The organism is Endozoicomonas sp. PH6C (assembly GCF_059322965.1).
The window spans coordinates 2,667,084-2,683,793 of record NZ_CP185342.1 but is presented as its reverse complement, the minus strand read 5'-3'; the positions used below and the strand labels follow the sequence as shown (position 1 = coordinate 2,683,793).

The 16,710-nt window shown below is 49.9% G+C and carries 17 protein-coding genes; 12 read left to right on the top strand and 5 right to left on the bottom strand.

What is annotated here, in order from left to right:
• Both ACOMG9_RS10095 and ACOMG9_RS10090 read right to left on the bottom strand, forming a co-directional pair.
• Complete coding sequence (locus tag ACOMG9_RS10095; protein ID WP_448216789.1) at nt 1–1,707, bottom strand: SWIM zinc finger family protein; 1,707 nt, start codon at nt 1,705–1,707, stop codon at nt 1–3.
• A gap of 32 nt (nt 1,708–1,739) precedes the next feature.
• Nucleotides 1,740–2,291, bottom strand: a complete 552-nt coding sequence (locus ACOMG9_RS10090) for an NUDIX hydrolase (protein ID WP_422133496.1) — start codon at nt 2,289–2,291, stop codon at nt 1,740–1,742.
• Nucleotides 2,292–2,772: 481 nt separating this feature from the next.
• On the opposite strand from ACOMG9_RS10090, the gene ACOMG9_RS10085 reads away from it, so the two are divergent.
• Nucleotides 2,773–3,393: a CoA pyrophosphatase gene (locus ACOMG9_RS10085; protein ID WP_422133495.1), complete on the top strand. Its 621-nt coding sequence runs from the start codon at nt 2,773–2,775 to the stop codon at nt 3,391–3,393.
• Nucleotides 3,394–3,444: 51 nt separating this feature from the next.
• On the opposite strand, the gene ACOMG9_RS10080 is transcribed toward ACOMG9_RS10085, so the two are convergent.
• The 3 genes from ACOMG9_RS10080 to ACOMG9_RS10070 form a co-directional block, all read right to left on the bottom strand.
• Entirely contained in the window at nt 3,445–4,698 is a 1,254-nt protein-coding gene (locus tag ACOMG9_RS10080) for an HlyC/CorC family transporter (RefSeq protein WP_422133494.1), read from the bottom strand.
• 76 nt (nt 4,699–4,774) lie between these two features.
• Nucleotides 4,775–5,260 carry a DUF2165 family protein gene (locus ACOMG9_RS10075; protein ID WP_494530207.1) on the bottom strand — a complete coding sequence of 162 codons (486 nt, stop codon included), beginning with the start codon at nt 5,258–5,260 and terminating at the stop codon, nt 4,775–4,777.
• 113 nt (nt 5,261–5,373) lie between these two features.
• On the bottom strand, nt 5,374–6,186 hold the full coding sequence (locus ACOMG9_RS10070; protein WP_422133493.1) for a cytochrome C assembly family protein: 813 nt from the start codon (nt 6,184–6,186) through the stop codon (nt 5,374–5,376).
• Nucleotides 6,187–6,408: 222 nt separating this feature from the next.
• Between ACOMG9_RS10070 and ffh the strand changes: the two genes are divergently transcribed.
• The 11 genes from ffh (at nt 6,409) to ACOMG9_RS10015 (ending at nt 16,588) form a co-directional block, all read left to right on the top strand.
• Nucleotides 6,409–7,815 (top strand): signal recognition particle protein, encoded by a 1,407-nt coding sequence (gene ffh, locus ACOMG9_RS10065; protein ID WP_448216787.1) that lies wholly within the window; start codon nt 6,409–6,411, stop codon nt 7,813–7,815.
• 416 nt (nt 7,816–8,231) lie between these two features.
• On the top strand, nt 8,232–8,477 hold the full coding sequence (gene rpsP, locus ACOMG9_RS10060) for a 30S ribosomal protein S16 (protein ID WP_317141840.1): 246 nt from the start codon (nt 8,232–8,234) through the stop codon (nt 8,475–8,477).
• Nucleotides 8,478–8,556: 79 nt separating this feature from the next.
• The gene (rimM, locus tag ACOMG9_RS10055; RefSeq protein WP_422133490.1) at nt 8,557–9,111 is read left to right on the top strand and encodes a ribosome maturation factor RimM; all 555 of its coding nucleotides are present in this window, start codon (nt 8,557–8,559) and stop codon (nt 9,109–9,111) included.
• 146 nt (nt 9,112–9,257) lie between these two features.
• Complete coding sequence (gene trmD, locus ACOMG9_RS10050; protein WP_422137100.1) at nt 9,258–10,043, top strand: tRNA (guanosine(37)-N1)-methyltransferase TrmD; 786 nt, start codon at nt 9,258–9,260, stop codon at nt 10,041–10,043.
• 17 nt (nt 10,044–10,060) lie between these two features.
• Nucleotides 10,061–10,414: a 50S ribosomal protein L19 gene (gene rplS, locus ACOMG9_RS10045; protein ID WP_252180499.1), complete on the top strand. Its 354-nt coding sequence runs from the start codon at nt 10,061–10,063 to the stop codon at nt 10,412–10,414.
• A 246-nt stretch (nt 10,415–10,660) separates the two neighbouring features.
• On the top strand, nt 10,661–11,548 hold the full coding sequence (gene xerD / locus ACOMG9_RS10040) for a site-specific tyrosine recombinase XerD (RefSeq protein ID WP_448216786.1): 888 nt from the start codon (nt 10,661–10,663) through the stop codon (nt 11,546–11,548).
• A 207-nt stretch (nt 11,549–11,755) separates the two neighbouring features.
• Nucleotides 11,756–12,091, top strand: coding sequence for a c-type cytochrome (locus ACOMG9_RS10035; protein ID WP_494530206.1), 336 nt, complete (start codon nt 11,756–11,758; stop codon nt 12,089–12,091).
• A gap of 64 nt (nt 12,092–12,155) precedes the next feature.
• Nucleotides 12,156–13,376: a sulfite oxidase gene (locus ACOMG9_RS10030; protein ID WP_448216784.1), complete on the top strand. Its 1,221-nt coding sequence runs from the start codon at nt 12,156–12,158 to the stop codon at nt 13,374–13,376.
• Nucleotides 13,376–13,762, top strand: coding sequence for a hypothetical protein (locus tag ACOMG9_RS10025; protein ID WP_448216783.1), 387 nt, complete (start codon nt 13,376–13,378; stop codon nt 13,760–13,762). The genes ACOMG9_RS10030 and ACOMG9_RS10025 overlap by 1 nt, the downstream gene beginning before the upstream one ends.
• A gap of 450 nt (nt 13,763–14,212) precedes the next feature.
• Nucleotides 14,213–15,040: a DsbC family protein gene (locus ACOMG9_RS10020; protein ID WP_422137815.1), complete on the top strand. Its 828-nt coding sequence runs from the start codon at nt 14,213–14,215 to the stop codon at nt 15,038–15,040.
• A gap of 246 nt (nt 15,041–15,286) precedes the next feature.
• Nucleotides 15,287–16,588 (top strand): homoserine dehydrogenase, encoded by a 1,302-nt coding sequence (locus ACOMG9_RS10015; RefSeq protein WP_448216782.1) that lies wholly within the window; start codon nt 15,287–15,289, stop codon nt 16,586–16,588.
• Nucleotides 16,589–16,710: the final 122 nt, after the last annotated feature.

The following is a 16,710-nucleotide window of genomic DNA, read 5'->3' as shown; positions in this document are numbered from 1 at the left end:
CTAAAAGCCGGGAAACGCCTCACCGAGAAAACGAATAAAGTTTCTTTTAGCCTTGTGCTTTTCGCGCAGCTCTTCAAACCAATGACTGAATGCCCGCTGCTGATTCAGTCCAGTCAATATCTGCTGACACTCGGCCATTAGCTCGACCGCCTCTTTATAACTATTATTCGTTTTTTTCTGTAGACAAGCTTCAACCAGCTTCCCATAGAGAGCAAAAGAGCGTTCTCCATCCTGCCGAAAATGTTTCCTCAGCTCGTAGAGCAATGCCACATCCGGTTCTGAATCTGTAACCAGTTGCCAGGCCGACTCCAGATCGGACTCGGCAAGAAAAGTCATCATCAGTGTGTTTAACACACGGTGGTGGAGATACCCCTTAGTACTAACGACACGCTCTTTCATCCAGTCTATGGCTTTTTGCCGCCAGTCTTGCTGACTGTTCAGGTCTTGTGAAAGCTCCTGCAAATACTCAAAAGTGGACAGTGTTGGTGACTCTTTAAATTGCTCCCAAACATCCTGCAAAGCTTCAGAGCTTCGCCCCGTTTTCAAAAGCAGCAACTGTTGCAGTTCATGAATCTCAGCTGATTCACCGAAACGACTGCTCTGCCGAGCTCTATCAAGATAATTGTGGACTTCGTCATGCTCATCCAGCTCCAGATAACAGCGCGCAATAACCAGATAGTCTTTCTCAGTCATGGCAATCTTTTTATAGAGCTGAATCAATGTCTTGTAGTCATTTTCCAGTTCGGGTTCGACTTGCAGGACACTGAGCAACCGTTCATAAATGAGGCGATCCCGCCAGTTATCACTTTTCAGCCTGGGTAACTCATCCCAACGAGCCCGGGCGATCTCCAGGAAAGTCTTCTGACACTCTGGCGTCATAACTTCACTGAAATCATCCGGGACGCGGCCATGCCATTCATCTTCATCCTTGAGCAGCAACTCCAACAGATGCTGAGCCTTGGACGCTTCAGACCAGTTCAGTGAAGCAAAGGCCTCAACATACATCCTCTGTAACTGAGCGACAGCCTCAAACCTGAAACCTCCGGAATCATCCACTGTCTCCAGCGCACGGACGATTCGTGACATAGCATAGTCCAGCAACGCCAACTGATCAGTAGCTGCCAGCTTTTTTAAAGGTGGTTCAAGATTAAAGAGAACCTGTTCGACATTGGCAAAATACTGCCTGACTTGAGCGTATCTAAAGTAATGTCGATTGTAGGGGATAGCGGCGGTTATTCGTTTACGGATGGTTTTTCGGTCCATAATGCCCAGTGCTGTTTCAGCCTTGAGCAACCAGTGCTCTCGCACTGAACGACTGGCGTCTATCATTTCAACAAAGTGCCCCACCAGTTCTTCTTTGGGCATCTGCAATAAATAAGCGGCCAATACGTCTGTGGCCTGTGCGCCTTTTTTCACCCGGGGAACAGAGACTTTATCTCGCAACACCATAGCCACAGCAACACAGTGTTTGCAAAAGTCGATGCCATCAGAAGCCGGACAGTTACAACTGCCGTCCAGGGCACTCTGGGTATAAACCAGATTGACCTGATAAACCTCGCTGCCCATAACACTGGCTGAAATCCTCTGGCCCCGGATCGTCAGGTCTGTGACCCGTCCTTCCTGGTAGTACCCCTTCCCCCGGGAAAAAGCTTTCTCGCCTGCCAGTTTCACTAACTGCTGATCGGTAATTTCCGGCTTGTCATTCACGCTGCTTCAACCTGGTAAAATACCCCTGAAATTCAGGAAGCCACTCTACGGCCCGGCAGGGCAATATCTTCCATCCGCTGAGGGAAATCACCTGTCTGACGATCACTGAAGTAATGGCGAAGGGTGCGACTGATGGTGTTGAAAGCCAGCTGATCCCAGGGAATCTCTTCTTCACTGAAAAGGGCCACCGCTTCACTTTCTTCACCGGCGCTGTATTCGGGTTTATCAAGATGAGCCAGAAAAAATACCGAGAGTTGGCTCACATGAACAATATTAAACAGGGTATATAGTGATTGCAGAGTAACCTCGGCTCCGGCCTCTTCCATGGTTTCCCGCAGGGCAGCCTGCTCAAGGGTTTCTCCCAGCTCCATAAAACCGCCGGGTAATGTCCAGTAACCCCTGCGTGGTTCGATAGAGCGTTTGCAAAGGAGCACTTTACCTTCATAGACTGGCAGACAACCGGCAACGATTAACGGATTTTGATAGTGAATTTTGCCACAGTTGTCACAAACATCACGTAACCGGTTATCGCCACAAGGAACTTTCTTACTGACCTTAGCACCACACTCACTGCAGAAATTCACTGTTTTTCCTTCTAACTATGAAAATCTTTCTTCACCTTAACCTGATTCATACCTGAAGTCACTTGAATCAGAGTTGGTGTAGAAAATGCTTATCATTTCTTTACCAGATGGATCATGCCGTAAAAAATATCTGTGTTATGATCTTTTCAAAGCCTGAAAAATTAGTGTTGCACCCACGGAAGCTTAGCTCTGCCTGGTGTTACTGGCAGTCTGGTACCCAAGGTCGATAACAATAATGTTCCAACGGCGCCTTTTTTCAATGTCACTAAGTACTCAGCCTTACGGAATCGAATACTTCCGGCTTATTGGGCAGGTGCTCTGCAAGGCGCAACGCCGGGAGCATAGCAAGCTATGTGACCAGGATTGCAACGCAGTCTGAGTGCCTGAACAATGAGTCGGAAAATATGATTCCGTATGGTTGAGTACTTATGTTTTCTGAGCATCTGAATGTCGCCAAGAAAGCCAGAGATTCACTTGTTATATGTTGATTACAGATATAGAACGAAGACTCCACAAACATCAGCCAAGAAGTATAGACACTCCTCTACCGGAAGCCGCAGTACTGATACCTCTGGTGACTAATGGCCAGGGACAGGCCACCGAAATAATCCTTACCCGAAGGGCTTCGCACATGAACAAGCATAGCGGTGAAGTGGCATTTCCCGGTGGCAAACGGGAAGATGACGATCATAATCTGATTCAGACCGCCCTGAGAGAATCCCAGGAAGAGATTGATCTGAACCCTGCTTCCGTCCATATATTGGGCACCATGGGTCCAGTTATTTCCCGCTTTGGCATCAAGGTGATCCCTGTCGTCGGTTCTGTACCGGAAAACCTGTCACTCAGCGCAAACATTGAAGAGCTGGACCGCATTTTTCACGTCCCACTGGAGTTTTTCACCAATCTGGACAACCTGCAGTTTCACCATTGGAGCATGAACGATAAAACCTACTCCATGCCCTCTTATCAATACGATGAATATCTGATCTGGGGATTGACGGCCATTATGCTGGTAGAATTTCTGAATGTGGGATTAAACACCACTATTCCACTGGATGCCCCTCAGTTTCATGCCAGCCACAGTTTTACGCAAAACCGCTAACTTTCGGATGGCCTGAGGTTAAAGTCCATTTTACAGAATAAGTGACTCAGGTTAAGCAGTGAAAATTTTCACTGCTTTTACTCGATTGTCCTTGACCTGCATAATCTCAAACCGGTATTCGCCTACTTTGAGACAGACACTGGACTCCGGTATAAACTGCATCATCTCGGTGATCAAACCATTAATTGTTCTGGCATCCCCGGTGGGTAATTTCCAACCCAGAGAACGGTTAATGTCTCTTATGGATGCAGAACCATCAATGATGTAAGTGCCGTCTTCCTGAGGGGTAATATCCTGGCTGGAGTCGGAAACATCGGTAGTAAAGTCACCCACAATTTCTTCCAGAATATCTTCCAGCGTCACCAGGCCCAGAACATCGCCATATTCATCGACTATCAGCGCTACACGCTCTTTTGACTTCTGGAAATTAAACAGCTGGGTATGCAGGGGGGTGCTTTCAGGAACATAATAAGGCTCTGTGGTTTCCTGCAGGAGAAGCGCTTTGTTGACTTCTTCCTGACTCAATAGTCGCGCCACCTTTCGCATATGCAACATGCCCACAAGATTGTTCACATCGCCACGATAGACTGGCAAGCGGGTGTGCTGACAGGCCCTTAACTGCTCCAGGATATCCTTGATGTCATCGTCAATATCAATTCCGAAAATTTCATTTCGGGGTACCATGATATCGTCTACCCGGACTTTCTCCAGATCCAGAATACCCAGTAACATTCCCCGTCTTTTCTGCGGCAATAACATGCCGGGGTCGGTCACAATGGTGCGCAGCTCTTCAGCGTTCAACTGATCCTCGGCAGCCTGACCGGGTTTGATACCAAAAGGTCTCAGCAGGAAACCACAGACCCAGTTTAAAACGACCACCATGGGATAGAAGAGTTTCAGCAGCGGCGTCAGAATAAAAGAGGCAGGAAAAGCAATCTTTTCAGGATAGAGCGCGGCAACTGTCTTGGGTGTTACCTCACCGAAAATCAGTACTGCCACCGTCAGACCCAGAGTAGCAATTGCAATACCGCTATCCCCCCAGAGTCTCACTGCCACCAGAGTGGCCAGGGCAGAAGCCAGGATATTGACAAAGTTGTTGCCAATCAGAATCACACCAATCAGTCTGTCGGGGCGTTCGAGCAGTTTATGAGTCCGCATGGCCGCTTTGTGATTCTTGCGAACCAGATGGCGAAGGCGATAACGGTTGATCGCCATCATGCCGGTTTCCGAACTGGAAAAAAAAGCCGACAGCAACATTAAAAGGGCCAATATGGTTAAAAGAAGACTGGTAGATGCTTCGCTCAAGGCTGAAATCGCTCGTTAAGATTCTGTTTATGAAAGCGCTGATTCTAACGTTTCATACTCTAAACCCCAAACACTTTTATCGCTCTTCCTGACTCAAATAGAGCAAGGTCAAAAAAAACAATGTGGCCACCCTGAAGCCTGGCTGAATACCACTCCAGCTGCGAGACTGCCAGGCCAGAAACCACTCTCCCGAAATTCCCATAAAGGCCAGAAACCAGAGCATGATGCCCAGAGTCAAACCCAGCAGAGCCAGACACTTGCTTTCATGGAAATTCTCACCGTGCAGATTGAAGAACATACAAGCGACACCCGTCCAACATAAAAGGGTTATAATGGCTTCAATAGCAATAATCAGTCTGTAAGCAATTTTCCAGACCATGGGATCATGAATTGCTCGCCATTCTGCCTGAGCATGGTTCCCGGTTGTATCCATACTCATCACATGCTGGACATAAAGGTAATTGCTCTGGTAGTCCATCAGATTATTAAACACAACCAACGTACTAAATAGAGCAACACCCGCCGTCAAGAAAATTTTACTGAGCTTGGTGGCTATTATCATTTTCATAGCCATAAACAATAGACCGACTTACAGACATCTCAAGCTGCCGGAAAAAAAAAGAAGTACCAAGAGAGATTAAGAGGAGCAGGAAACAGAGTCTGCCCCGAAAAGGCTCATCTAACCAGGATAAAGTCAACAACCGTCCGCCAGCCAAAGTAAGCCACCAACAACAGGACAAAACCGGCAACCGTCCAACGCATGGCCTTTTGTCCTCGCCAGCCATTGACCCAGCGCCCAATCAGCAGTGTCGTAAACAGCACCCAGGCCACCAGAGAAAGCACTGTTTTGTGGAACATATCACTGGCAAACATATTATCGATATACAGGAAGCCTGAAATCAGCGAGAGGGTCAGCAGGATCACTCCTACAGATAGAAACTCGAACAGCAATTTTTCCATAGTCTGCAGGGGCGGCAGGGCTTTTAGCAGACGCTTTTGATTGTGACTCCTCAGCTGCTTCTCCTGATAGGCCAGTAGCAGTGACTGACACACGGCCACCATCAACAAACCATAGGCCAATACCGACAGCAGAACATGCACCACCATCAGGGTGGGTGAATGAAAAATGTGTTCCAACGGAGCCAGCCAGTCCGCCAGAACCGAGATGATGGTAAAAGGCAGAATCGTAACCAGCAGACTTTCAGAAGGCTTTCGCAAACTGCTGAGCAGTACTACCAGTGTGACTATCAGTGTCGTCAAAGAACCGATCGTGAGAATACCAAGGTTGGTCCCTTTATCGGTGTGAATAGAAAAATAGAGCGAAAAAGCATGTAAAGCAGCTCCGACTGTGGTTGCCAGCAACACCACCTTTCGAGCGCCACCGCGACCAGTAATTCTTCCCCATTGGCAGACCATTCCCACCGCATAAAAAATAATGGCACCGATGCTGACGAGCATGAAATTCATTGATTCTTTTATAACCTCCATCTGAAATTTTCCTGATGGCGAAACCGTCACAAAGCCACTTAGGAAGATGCAAACCAGAGCTTGCCATGTCCAAATCTACACAAGAACCACTTTGTTTTCATCCATCAAGTGGAAATACTGTCTCTGCCGGGACCCGATACTGCCCCTTTTGCGCTGGATTGGATATAATGACTGCCAATTACGTACTTGCACCTTACTTCAAGGTATTTCCAAGGTAACTGGATGTTCGAGAATTTAACCGAACGCCTGTCGCAGACGCTTCGTAACGTCACCGGCAAGGCGAAACTGTCTGAAGACAATATTAAAGATACCCTGCGCGAGGTTCGCAAGGCTCTGTTGGAGGCTGACGTTGCGCTGCCGGTGGTCAAAGAGTTCATCAACCGGATCAGAGAGCGGGCGATTGGTCAGGAGGTACAGGCCAGCCTGAGCCCCGGCCAGGCCTTCGTCAAGATTGTTCAGGCAGAACTGATTTCGGTCATGGGCGAAGCCAATGACCAGCTGAACCTGTCGACCCAGCCACCTGCCGTCCTGCTGATGGCCGGTCTGCAGGGTGCCGGTAAAACCACCTCTGTGGCGAAACTGGGCAAGTTCCTCAAGGAACGCCACAAAAAATCTGTGATGGTCGTCAGTGCCGACATTTACCGTCCGGCAGCGATCAAGCAATTGGAAACGCTGGCGGGTGAAGTCGGCGTCGATTTCTTCCCATCCAGCAGCGAACAAAAACCCGTTGATATTGCCACAGCAGCCATTCAGGAAGCTCGCCTGAAACACATTGACGTGGTCATTGTCGATACCGCCGGTCGTCTGCACATCGACAGCGATATGATGGCTGAAATCCAGGCATTGCACGGTGCCATTAATCCTGTCGAAACCCTGTTTGTGGTTGACGCCATGACCGGCCAGGATGCCGCCAATACCGCCAAAGCCTTTGGTGATGCGCTGCCCCTGACCGGTGTCATTCTGACCAAGGCAGATGGTGACGCACGCGGAGGTGCCGCCCTGTCAGTTCGCCATATTACCGGCAAGCCAATCAAGTTCATGGGTGTCGGTGAAAAGACAGACGCTCTGGACCCCTTCCACCCTGACCGTATCGCTTCCCGAATCCTGGGCATGGGTGACGTTCTCTCCCTGATTGAAGAAGCTGAACAGAAGCTCGACAAAAAGAAAGCCGACAAACTGGCCAGCAAACTGAAAAAGGGTAAAGGCTTTGACCTGGAAGACTTCCGTGACCAGCTTCAGCAGATGAAGAAAATGGGCGGCCTTGCAGGCGTTATGGACAAACTCCCCGGCATGCCGGGTATGCCAGCCAACATGCCCGGCCAGATGGACAACAGGATTTTTGTCCAGATGGAAGCAATCATCAACTCCATGACCCCGGCTGAACGTGCAAATCCGGATATTATGAACGGCTCTCGCAAGAAGCGCATTGCCTCAGGTTCCGGCACCCAGATCCAGGACATCAACCGTCTGATCAAGCAGCACAAGCAGATGAGCAAGATGATGAAGAAAGTCACCAAGAAAGGCGGCATAAGCAAGCTAATGCGCGGCCTCGGTGGTATGAAAGGTCAGATGCCCGGCGGCATGGGCGGCATGATGCCTCCAGGCGGCGGTAAGAAGTTTCCATTCTAGCCCTTCCCGAAAACTTTATGGCCAGCCTGACCCACTCGCTCCCTCGCTCTGAGGCTGTCGCAAAACTCTAACAACTCGTTCCCACGCTCTGCGTGGGAATGCATACCTCCCCTGAAAAGCGGACTCACGCGAGATGGGTATGGGTTCCCACGCTGGGACCCACAGGACCTGAAAGCAAGGGAACCAGAGTCAAATCATAACAAGCCCGTCGTTTTAGCCCACAGAAACTGCCCTCCCCTCATTCCATAAGACTTTCCGCAACAAGATAAGTGTCGGGCATATTGTCAGCGGGACAGTTATTCCTTAGAATATGCGCCCTTCATGGCTCACTGCATGTGCTCCATGAACCTGAAAGCGGTGAATGCTGCTTTCAGAGACAAGTGTTGCCGGACATCACGATTACAGGAAATTATTCCATGGTAACAATTCGTTTAGCTCGCGGCGGTTCCAAAAAGCGTCCGTTCTACCACCTGACTGTTGCTGACAGCCGTAAGGCTCAAGGTGGCCGTTTCATCGAGCGTGTAGGTTTCTTCAACCCCACTGCCCGTGGTCAGGAAGAGCGTCTGCGTGTGGATCAGGAGCGTGTTGAGTTCTGGCTGAGCCAGGGCGCTACCGTATCCGACCGCGTTAGCAAGCTGCTGAAAGACGCCAAAGCAGCCTGAGGTCAGATTTGAACAACCCTGAGCCGTTTAGAACAGCCCCGGGCCGTTTAAACAACCACCTCAAAAAGGAACAGAACCAGTGAAAAAAGCATCAGCAACCGCTCAACCCAAACAGGTTGTCCTCGGAAGTATTACTGGTGTGTACGGAGTAAAAGGCTGGGTGAAAGTGTATTCACACACCAATCCCATGACCAATATTCTGAACTACAAACACTGGATTTTGCGCCAGGATGGTCGCCAGCAGACCATTGAAGTCGATCAGGGCCGCCGTCAGGGCAAGGGACTGGTCGCACACATCGCCGGATGCGATGACCGGGATATCGCCCGCCAGTTCACTGGCTCAGAAATCCTCATCGCTGAGAGCGAACTGCCCCCACTGGCTGATGACGAGATATACTGGCATCAGCTTGAAGGTCTGGAAGTGAAAACCGCTGACGAGGCGGGCAAGGAGCTTCTGCTGGGCAAAGCCAGCCACCTGATGGAGACAGGAGCCAACGACGTATTGGTCATCAAAGCCTGCAAGGGCAGCATCGACCGACGCGAACGACTGGTCCCCTGGTTACTGGATCAGGTGATTATGGAAGTGAATCCGGAAGCAGGATTCATTCGGATTGACTGGGATCCGGAATTTTAACCGTTATGAGTGAAACTGACATGGACAGCCCTGGTCTGATTAAAAGCCCAGAGCCTGCGGACAGCCTTGAGCCATTAAACAGCCCTGAGCCGTTAGACAGTCCTGAGCCGCAGAACAGCCATGAACAATCACCCGTAACAGCAGATATGTGGTTCGGTGTAGTCACCCTCTTCCCGGAAATGTTTCGGGCCATTACCGATCACGGCATATCCGGCCGTGCTGTAAAGGAGGGAATTGTCTCGGTAGAAACCTGGAATCCCAGGGACTTCACCCACGACAGACACCGGACTGTGGATGACCGACCTTACGGCGGTGGTCCCGGCATGTTGATGAAAATTCAACCTCTGCGTGACGCCATCCATGCAGCCAAGAAGGCTGCAGGAGCCGATGCCACGGTAGTATACCTGTCTCCCCAGGGACGCCTGCTTGACCAGGCCGGGGTTCAGGAGCTGGCCGCCAGAAAGCGGCTTATTCTGGTATCGGGGCGGTATGAAGGTATTGATGAGCGTGTAATCAACGAAGAAGTCGACGAGGAATGGTCGATCGGTGATTACGTGTTAAGTGGTGGCGAACTCGCCTCCATGACTCTGATTGATGCAGTTTCACGCTTTGTACCGGGCACCCTGGGTCACAAGGATTCCGCATTAGAGGATTCCTTTGCTGATGGCCTGCTGGATTGTCCGCACTACACCCGCCCTGAGGTTTTCAAGGGGCAGAGAGTGCCGGAAGTCCTGTTGTCTGGGGATCATGCAAAAATTCGTGCATGGCGCCTCAAACAGGCACTGGGCAGAACCTGGTTGAGAAGACCGGACCTGTTGCAAGACAGAAAACTGACCCGTGAAGAGGAAAAACTGTTGTCTGAATTTATTCAGGAGCATCATTCTTCGGATAGCCACAGCAAGGCAGACTCGACGAGCGGAACACTTGACTAACGGGAGCAAGATTTAAAATGAGCAAGAACAGAATCATTGAAGCGCTCGAACAAGAGCAGATGACCAAGGAAATCCCGAGCTTCGGCCCTGGTGATACCCTGGTCGTACAAGTTAAGGTTAAAGAAGGTAACCGTGAGCGTCTGCAGGCGTTCGAAGGTGTCTGCATTGCCAAGCGTAATCGTGGCCTGAACTCCGCTTTCACCGTTCGCAAGATTTCCAGCGGTGTTGGCGTTGAGCGTGTTTTCCAGACATACAGCCCTCTGGTCGCTTCTATCAATGTGAAGCGTCGCGGTGACGTACGTCAAGCCAAGCTGTATTACCTGCGCGCTCTGAGCGGTAAAGCGGCTCGTATCAAGGAAAAGCTCAACTAAGGGACGCTTTTCGCCTCGCGCGGAAAAACTCTTTAGGGTTCTCCAAAACCCTGAGCATGACGCCCAGGGTCATAAAAGTTCTGACAATCCGGCAACCTTGTCAGTCCATAAAAAAAGCGACGAAAGTCGCTTTTTTTATGCCTTCAAAACAGAAAACAGCTTTTCATTTTCAGGCTTGTACTGTTTTCTTTACGATCCTTCCATATGCCGCAATAATGGAGACCTGAACCTGATATACAGATAATAATGGCCAATACCTCCATCGAACTGTTTCTCAACCACCTCTGGCTTGAGAAAGGCCTTAGCGAAAACACCCGCACGGCCTATAAAAACGATATAGAACAATTCGCTTCCTGGCTTTCTCAGAACAGACTCACACTTGAGAAATCATCTACTTCGGACCTGAGAAACTATCTGGCCTGGCGACACCAGCAAAAGTTTCAACCCAGCTCAACAGCCAGAGCACTATCCAGCCTGCGCGGCTATTACCGTTACCTTTTAAGAGAAAACATGGTCAGTCAGGACATTACTCAAAATATTGAGATGCCCAAACAGGGACGGCCTCTGCCCAAATCCCTGACAGAGACTGACGTTGAAAACCTGCTTGCAGCCCCTGATCTTGATACCGATTTAGGAGTTAGAGATCGATGTATGCTGGAGCTACTTTACGCCTGCGGACTCAGAGTATCGGAGCTGGTCAACCTCAACCTGAATCAAATCAACCAAAGGCAGGGCATCGTTCGTATTCAGGGCAAGGGTAATAAAGAGAGGCTGGTGCCTATGGGTGAAGAGGCCCTGAACTGGCTTCACCTCTACCTGAAAGACAGCAGACCCTTTCTGATCAGTGACCCGGAGAATCGGGTACTGTTTCCCGGCCGAAACGGCAGCCCGATGACACGTCAGACCTTTTGGCACCGGATCAAACAACATGCCATAACAGCTAACATTCAAAGCACGGTTTCCCCCCACGTTCTTCGACACGCCTTTGCTACCCACCTGTTGAACCATGGAGCCGACCTCCGGGTGGTCCAACTGCTACTGGGACACAGCGACCTTTCAACGACCCAGATATATACCCATATTGCCCGGCAGCGGTTGAGCGAACTGCATGAATCTCACCATCCCAGAGGCTGAATGCAGGTTCAGCCTTTTTAAACAGTAAAATACAAGACTAAGCTTCATTTGACAGACACCCATTGAACATCCGAATCCGGCTTCATCAGACCCAAAAAAAACAGATATTAAGTATTTAAAAGCATCACTATTTAGCAATTATAAGACCTAAGCCTTTTAATTTAGCCATTCGGATTAAAATCAGAAAACATTGTGTAGGCTTGCGCTTTGAACTTACCGGATACCATCAGGCTCTACCTGAGACCCTGGGCAGTTACAGCACTGCTGGTTTTGCCTTCTGCCATCCTGTCAACAGCCCAGGCAGCTGACAGATATGAAAAGTTAGCTAACATGTGTCGTGCCTGCCATGGTCAGGATGGTAGTAATAAGTTCAATACCATCCCGAATCTCAAGTGGCAGAATCGCCAGTACCTTTTCGCTCAATTACAGGCTTTCAAAAGCGGTAAACGACAGGACATCACCATGACTAAAGTCGCTCAACTGTTAAGTGAAGAAGATATGCTGCGTCTGGCTGACTTTTTCTACGAAGGCAAAAAGCCTTGAGCATACCCAAAGCCTCTGCAATCTGAACAAACCAGACACCAAAAGGTTAACCGGATACCAGACAATGAACAGAAGAAAGTTTCTACAGCAGGCACTGACCGCATCCGCTGCTTCCATTCTGTCTGTGAGGTGGGTTTTTGCTCAAAACCGTCCCCCGGGTCTGGAGCCTGTTGACATCTCAACAATGAAATGGGTCAGGGCGGAAGATCTGCCAGATTATTACACGGTATTGAATACCAACCCGTTAAATGCCCATCCTGCTGAGCATCTGCTGGACCCGGCAGTCACACCGGCAAACATAGCCTTTACACGCTGGAATGGTCAGATGCCGGATTTTGACAAGATAGACCCGAAGACCTGGACATTTACTGTCGACGGGGAATCCGTCGTCAAATCCAGGACTTATACCATTGATGAACTCAAAAGCAGGTTCAAACACCACAAACAGAACCTGGTTCTGGAATGTGGCGGCAATAGCCGTAAAAATTTTTTTCCCAACACCAAAGGCAACCAATGGAATAACGCTGCCGTTTTTTGCTCACAATGGACCGGCGTCCTGCTCAGCGATGTACTGAAAGACTGTGGCGTGAAAGACGACGCAGTTTACACCGGTAACCATGGGATTGATAAACAACTGAGCGGCACAGGACCTGCGATTTCGCGGGGTGTACCCATTGCCGCAGCCATGAATGATAACGCCCTGATCGCCTGGGCTATGAATGGCGAAGATATTCCATTTCGCCACGGTTTCCCCCTGCGCATTGTCTTTGCTGGCCGCCCGGCTTCTGTCTCCCAGAAGGCAGCCACAGGTATCAGTGTTCGTAACAAGGTGCATGATGGCACCAAGATGGCAGCACCGGCCTATCAGGTTCCCAGATACCCTATAGCACCCGGAGAGAAAGTGCCCAATGAAGATTATGAAATTATCGAAGAGATGATCGTCAAATCTCTGATCACTTTCCCGCAGAGCGGGATTGAACTGTCACTGGGTAAAACCCAGGAAGTGAGGGGGCACGCCTGGGCCGGTTTGCGAAAAGTCGTCAAGGTTGAAGTCAGTTATGACTATGGTACTCGCTGGCATCAGGCCGAATTGAGTCAACCGGTCAACAAGGGTGCCTGGCAACAGTGGCGCATAAATCTGAAGCTGCCAGAGCAGGGTTACTACGAAATCTGGGCCAAAGCCACGGACAGTGAAGGAGATTCCCAGCCTGTGGTACAACCCCAGTGGAATCCGAAAGGCTACCTCTTCAATGGCTGTCACCGAATTGCTGTGAGGGTTGCCTGATGCCGGACTTAAAAAAGCTCAAAATATTGATAGTCTCGGCGTTACTTTGTGGAGCAAGCCTGGCCGCACCCGATGAAGTGCCAAAAAAAGAGTACCCGGTTGATCCCGGGTCCGGACTGATAATGGCTCCGGGCTGGGAGATGGTTAACGCTCAGTGTAACGTCTGCCATAGCAGTCTTATTATCAGCCAGAACAGTGGTGACAAAAAAGCCTGGCGTGAGACCCTGCAGTGGATGATAGATACCCAGGGACTCTGGGATCTTTCTGAAACCTGGGAACCGATCCTGGACTATCTCAGCACCAACTATGGTGTGGCATATATTGATAGGGAGACTTTTCGAAGGCTCCCCCTGGACCCGGCATTAATGCCTCCACCCAGAAAGTAAAGACCCAACTCCGAACGGGTCATGGTTTATGTCGCCGCCTGTTAGAGCACTCACCACTCGTTCCCACGCTCTGAGGGTGTCGCAAAACACTGATTCCCACACTTTCAGGCCCTGTGGGTCCCAGCGTGGGAACGAGTTGTCTTCACTCCCGTCATTCCCGCGAAGGAGGCTGTCGTAGTCGGGCTGGTCTGTGACACCTTCATAATCGGCGAGGATGGCCAACAGAGGCTATGTTGGACGCTCTGCAGAAGTTCAAGAGACCTGACGGAACACAAAAGGAGATATCACAACCAACCAGTAGTCAATTTTCTGATTCATGACAGCTAAAACTGACAATTCCAATAAAGTGTCTAAACTTCTGCCCCAGAACCTACGATCATATTGGCAGTAGCTACCTGACTTGCTTCACACTGTCGGTCGAGAAAAAAACAATACCCAGGAGGATGACTCATGCGCCTAAGCACCCTGATCTTATCTGCCACTCTGGCGACTGCCCCCTTTTTGCGGGCTGCGCCATTAGCAGACCAGGTCACTCAAGAAGTACAAAATGCCATTACCAGTGAACTGAAAGGTCTGGATCCCAACATTCCCATTAAAAAGATTGAAAAGACTGGCTGGGAAGGCGTGTTCAGAATAACGCTGGAAGGCGGCAGCGTGATCCATTCCAATGAAACCGGCAAACTCCTGCTGCGTGGTGACATGCTGGAAATTAACAATGGCCAGATCGTTAACCTGACAGAAGAACTCCGTAATAAAGCCGTGGCAGACCAACTGAAGTCTCTGAAAAAAGAAGATCAGATTGTCTTTTCACCCGAAGAGGTCAAAGGCGTTGTTTATATCTTTACAGATACCGACTGTGGTTACTGCCGAAAGCTCCACCAGGAAGTGCCTGAACTCAATAATATGGGGATAGAAGTACGTTATCTGGCTTTCCCCAGAGGCGGAAAACAATCCCCCGCCTACGCCAAAATGGTTAATGCCTGGTGTTCACCTGAGAGAACGCAAGCCCTTTCAGAGCTGAAAAACGGCAAAGAGATTACTCATCAAGCTTCCAAAGAAGACAAAGATCAAACCCGATGCGAAGTTCTCGTTGAAGAGCAATTCGAGCAGGGCCTGAAGCTGGGTGTGAGCGGAACCCCTGCTCTGTTTCTTGAGAGCGGCAAAGCCATACCCGGTTACCGCCCAGCGGTGGAGCTTGCCAAAATTATGGGCATTACACCTCCTCCTGCCCCTGAACCAGCTCCTGACACTAAAGCTGACTCTGCGCCAAAGTCATAGAGTACTTCAGGGTGCGAACCTGCTTCGCACCTGCTTCCCAAATCAGTCATACCGCCATACATTAATAGCCTCTGATCGTCAGCAGGAACAGCGAAGAACCTGCAAACAGTTCGGGCAAACTATCGCTCTTAAGGCCGGTTTATGGCTATAATCCCCCATCCATTGATAATAAATCAGAGCGCTTTCTGTTTCTGAAAGCCGTCGACACAGACAGTGAGTTGAGATCAGCTCACGGGGGATAACAGTTTGAAACCGGTCAAAGTAGGAATATGTGGCCTGGGTACCGTAGGCAGCGGTACGTTTAATGTACTGACACGCAATGCCAGTAGCATTGCTGCACGAACTGGCAGACCCATTATTGTAGAGCAGATTGGTGCCCGTCGGGACAATCCTGCTGCTGATACCTCGACCACCCAAGTCACCCGTGACATCTTTGATGTCGCCCGTAATCCCGAAGTGGATATTCTTGTCGAAACCATTGGCGGATACGATGTTGCCAAGGAGTTGATTCTCACAGCGATCCAACACGGCAAACATGTTGTTACGGCCAACAAAGCGCTGATAGCCGAACATGGCAATGAGATCTTTCAGGCAGCCCGTGAAAAGAATGTCGTGGTTGCCTATGAAGCGGCAGTGGCTGGCGGCATCCCTGTCATCAAGTGCCTGAGAGAGGGTCTGGCAGGCAACCAGGTTAAATGGCTGGCCGGCATCATCAATGGAACCGGTAATTTTATTCTGACTGAAATGGGCGACAAAAATCGTTCATTTGAAGAAGTACTCGCCGAGGCCCAGGCCCTGGGGTACGCAGAAGCTGACCCCACCTTTGATGTAGAAGGCATTGATGCCTGCCACAAACTGACCATTATGGCTTCTATTGCCTTTGGTATCCCTCTGAACTTTGAGCGCGCCTATACAGAAGGTATCAGCCGTATAACTCCGGCCGATATTCAATACGCGCAAGAGCTGGGCTACCGCATAAAACATCTGGGCATTGCCCGACAGACTGATGAAGGCGTTGAACTCAGAGTTCATCCGACCCTGATTCCGGCTTCCCGACCACTGGCCAATATCAACGGCGTTCTGAACTCTGTTGTAATCAATGCAGATGCCATCGGTGAAACCATGATGGTGGGACCCGGTGCTGGCGCCGAGCCAACAGCCTCTTCTGTTGTTGCCGATATTATGGACATTGCCAGAGCACTGGCAACGCCAGAAGCAGCCCCTAACCCACTGGGTTTCTCCGAAGATCAGTTACAAAGCATTCCAGTTCTGGCCATCGGTGAAACACTGAGTCCCAATTATCTGCGCATCCATGCTGACGATCACCCTGGTGTCATGAATGCCATTACCCGGATTCTCAGTGACCGTGGGATCAATATGGATGCCATCACCCAAAAAGCGATCCGTGAAAGCGATGGCTTCGCTGACATTGTTATCCTGACCCAGACCATCAAAGAATCGGAGCTGGATAAGGCCATTGCCGAAATTGAAAGCCTGAGCGATATCCAGGCACCTGTCACACGCATTCGTGTTGAGACCATGGCTTGAAAACTGTCGTTTGTCAGACAGCTACAGATTAAGTCCTGAGTGCATAAGCCCCGGAAGGAGTGAGATTCAAGTCTCACCCTTCATGGGAAAGCAGCCATGAACTCATAAACAATAGATGGAAT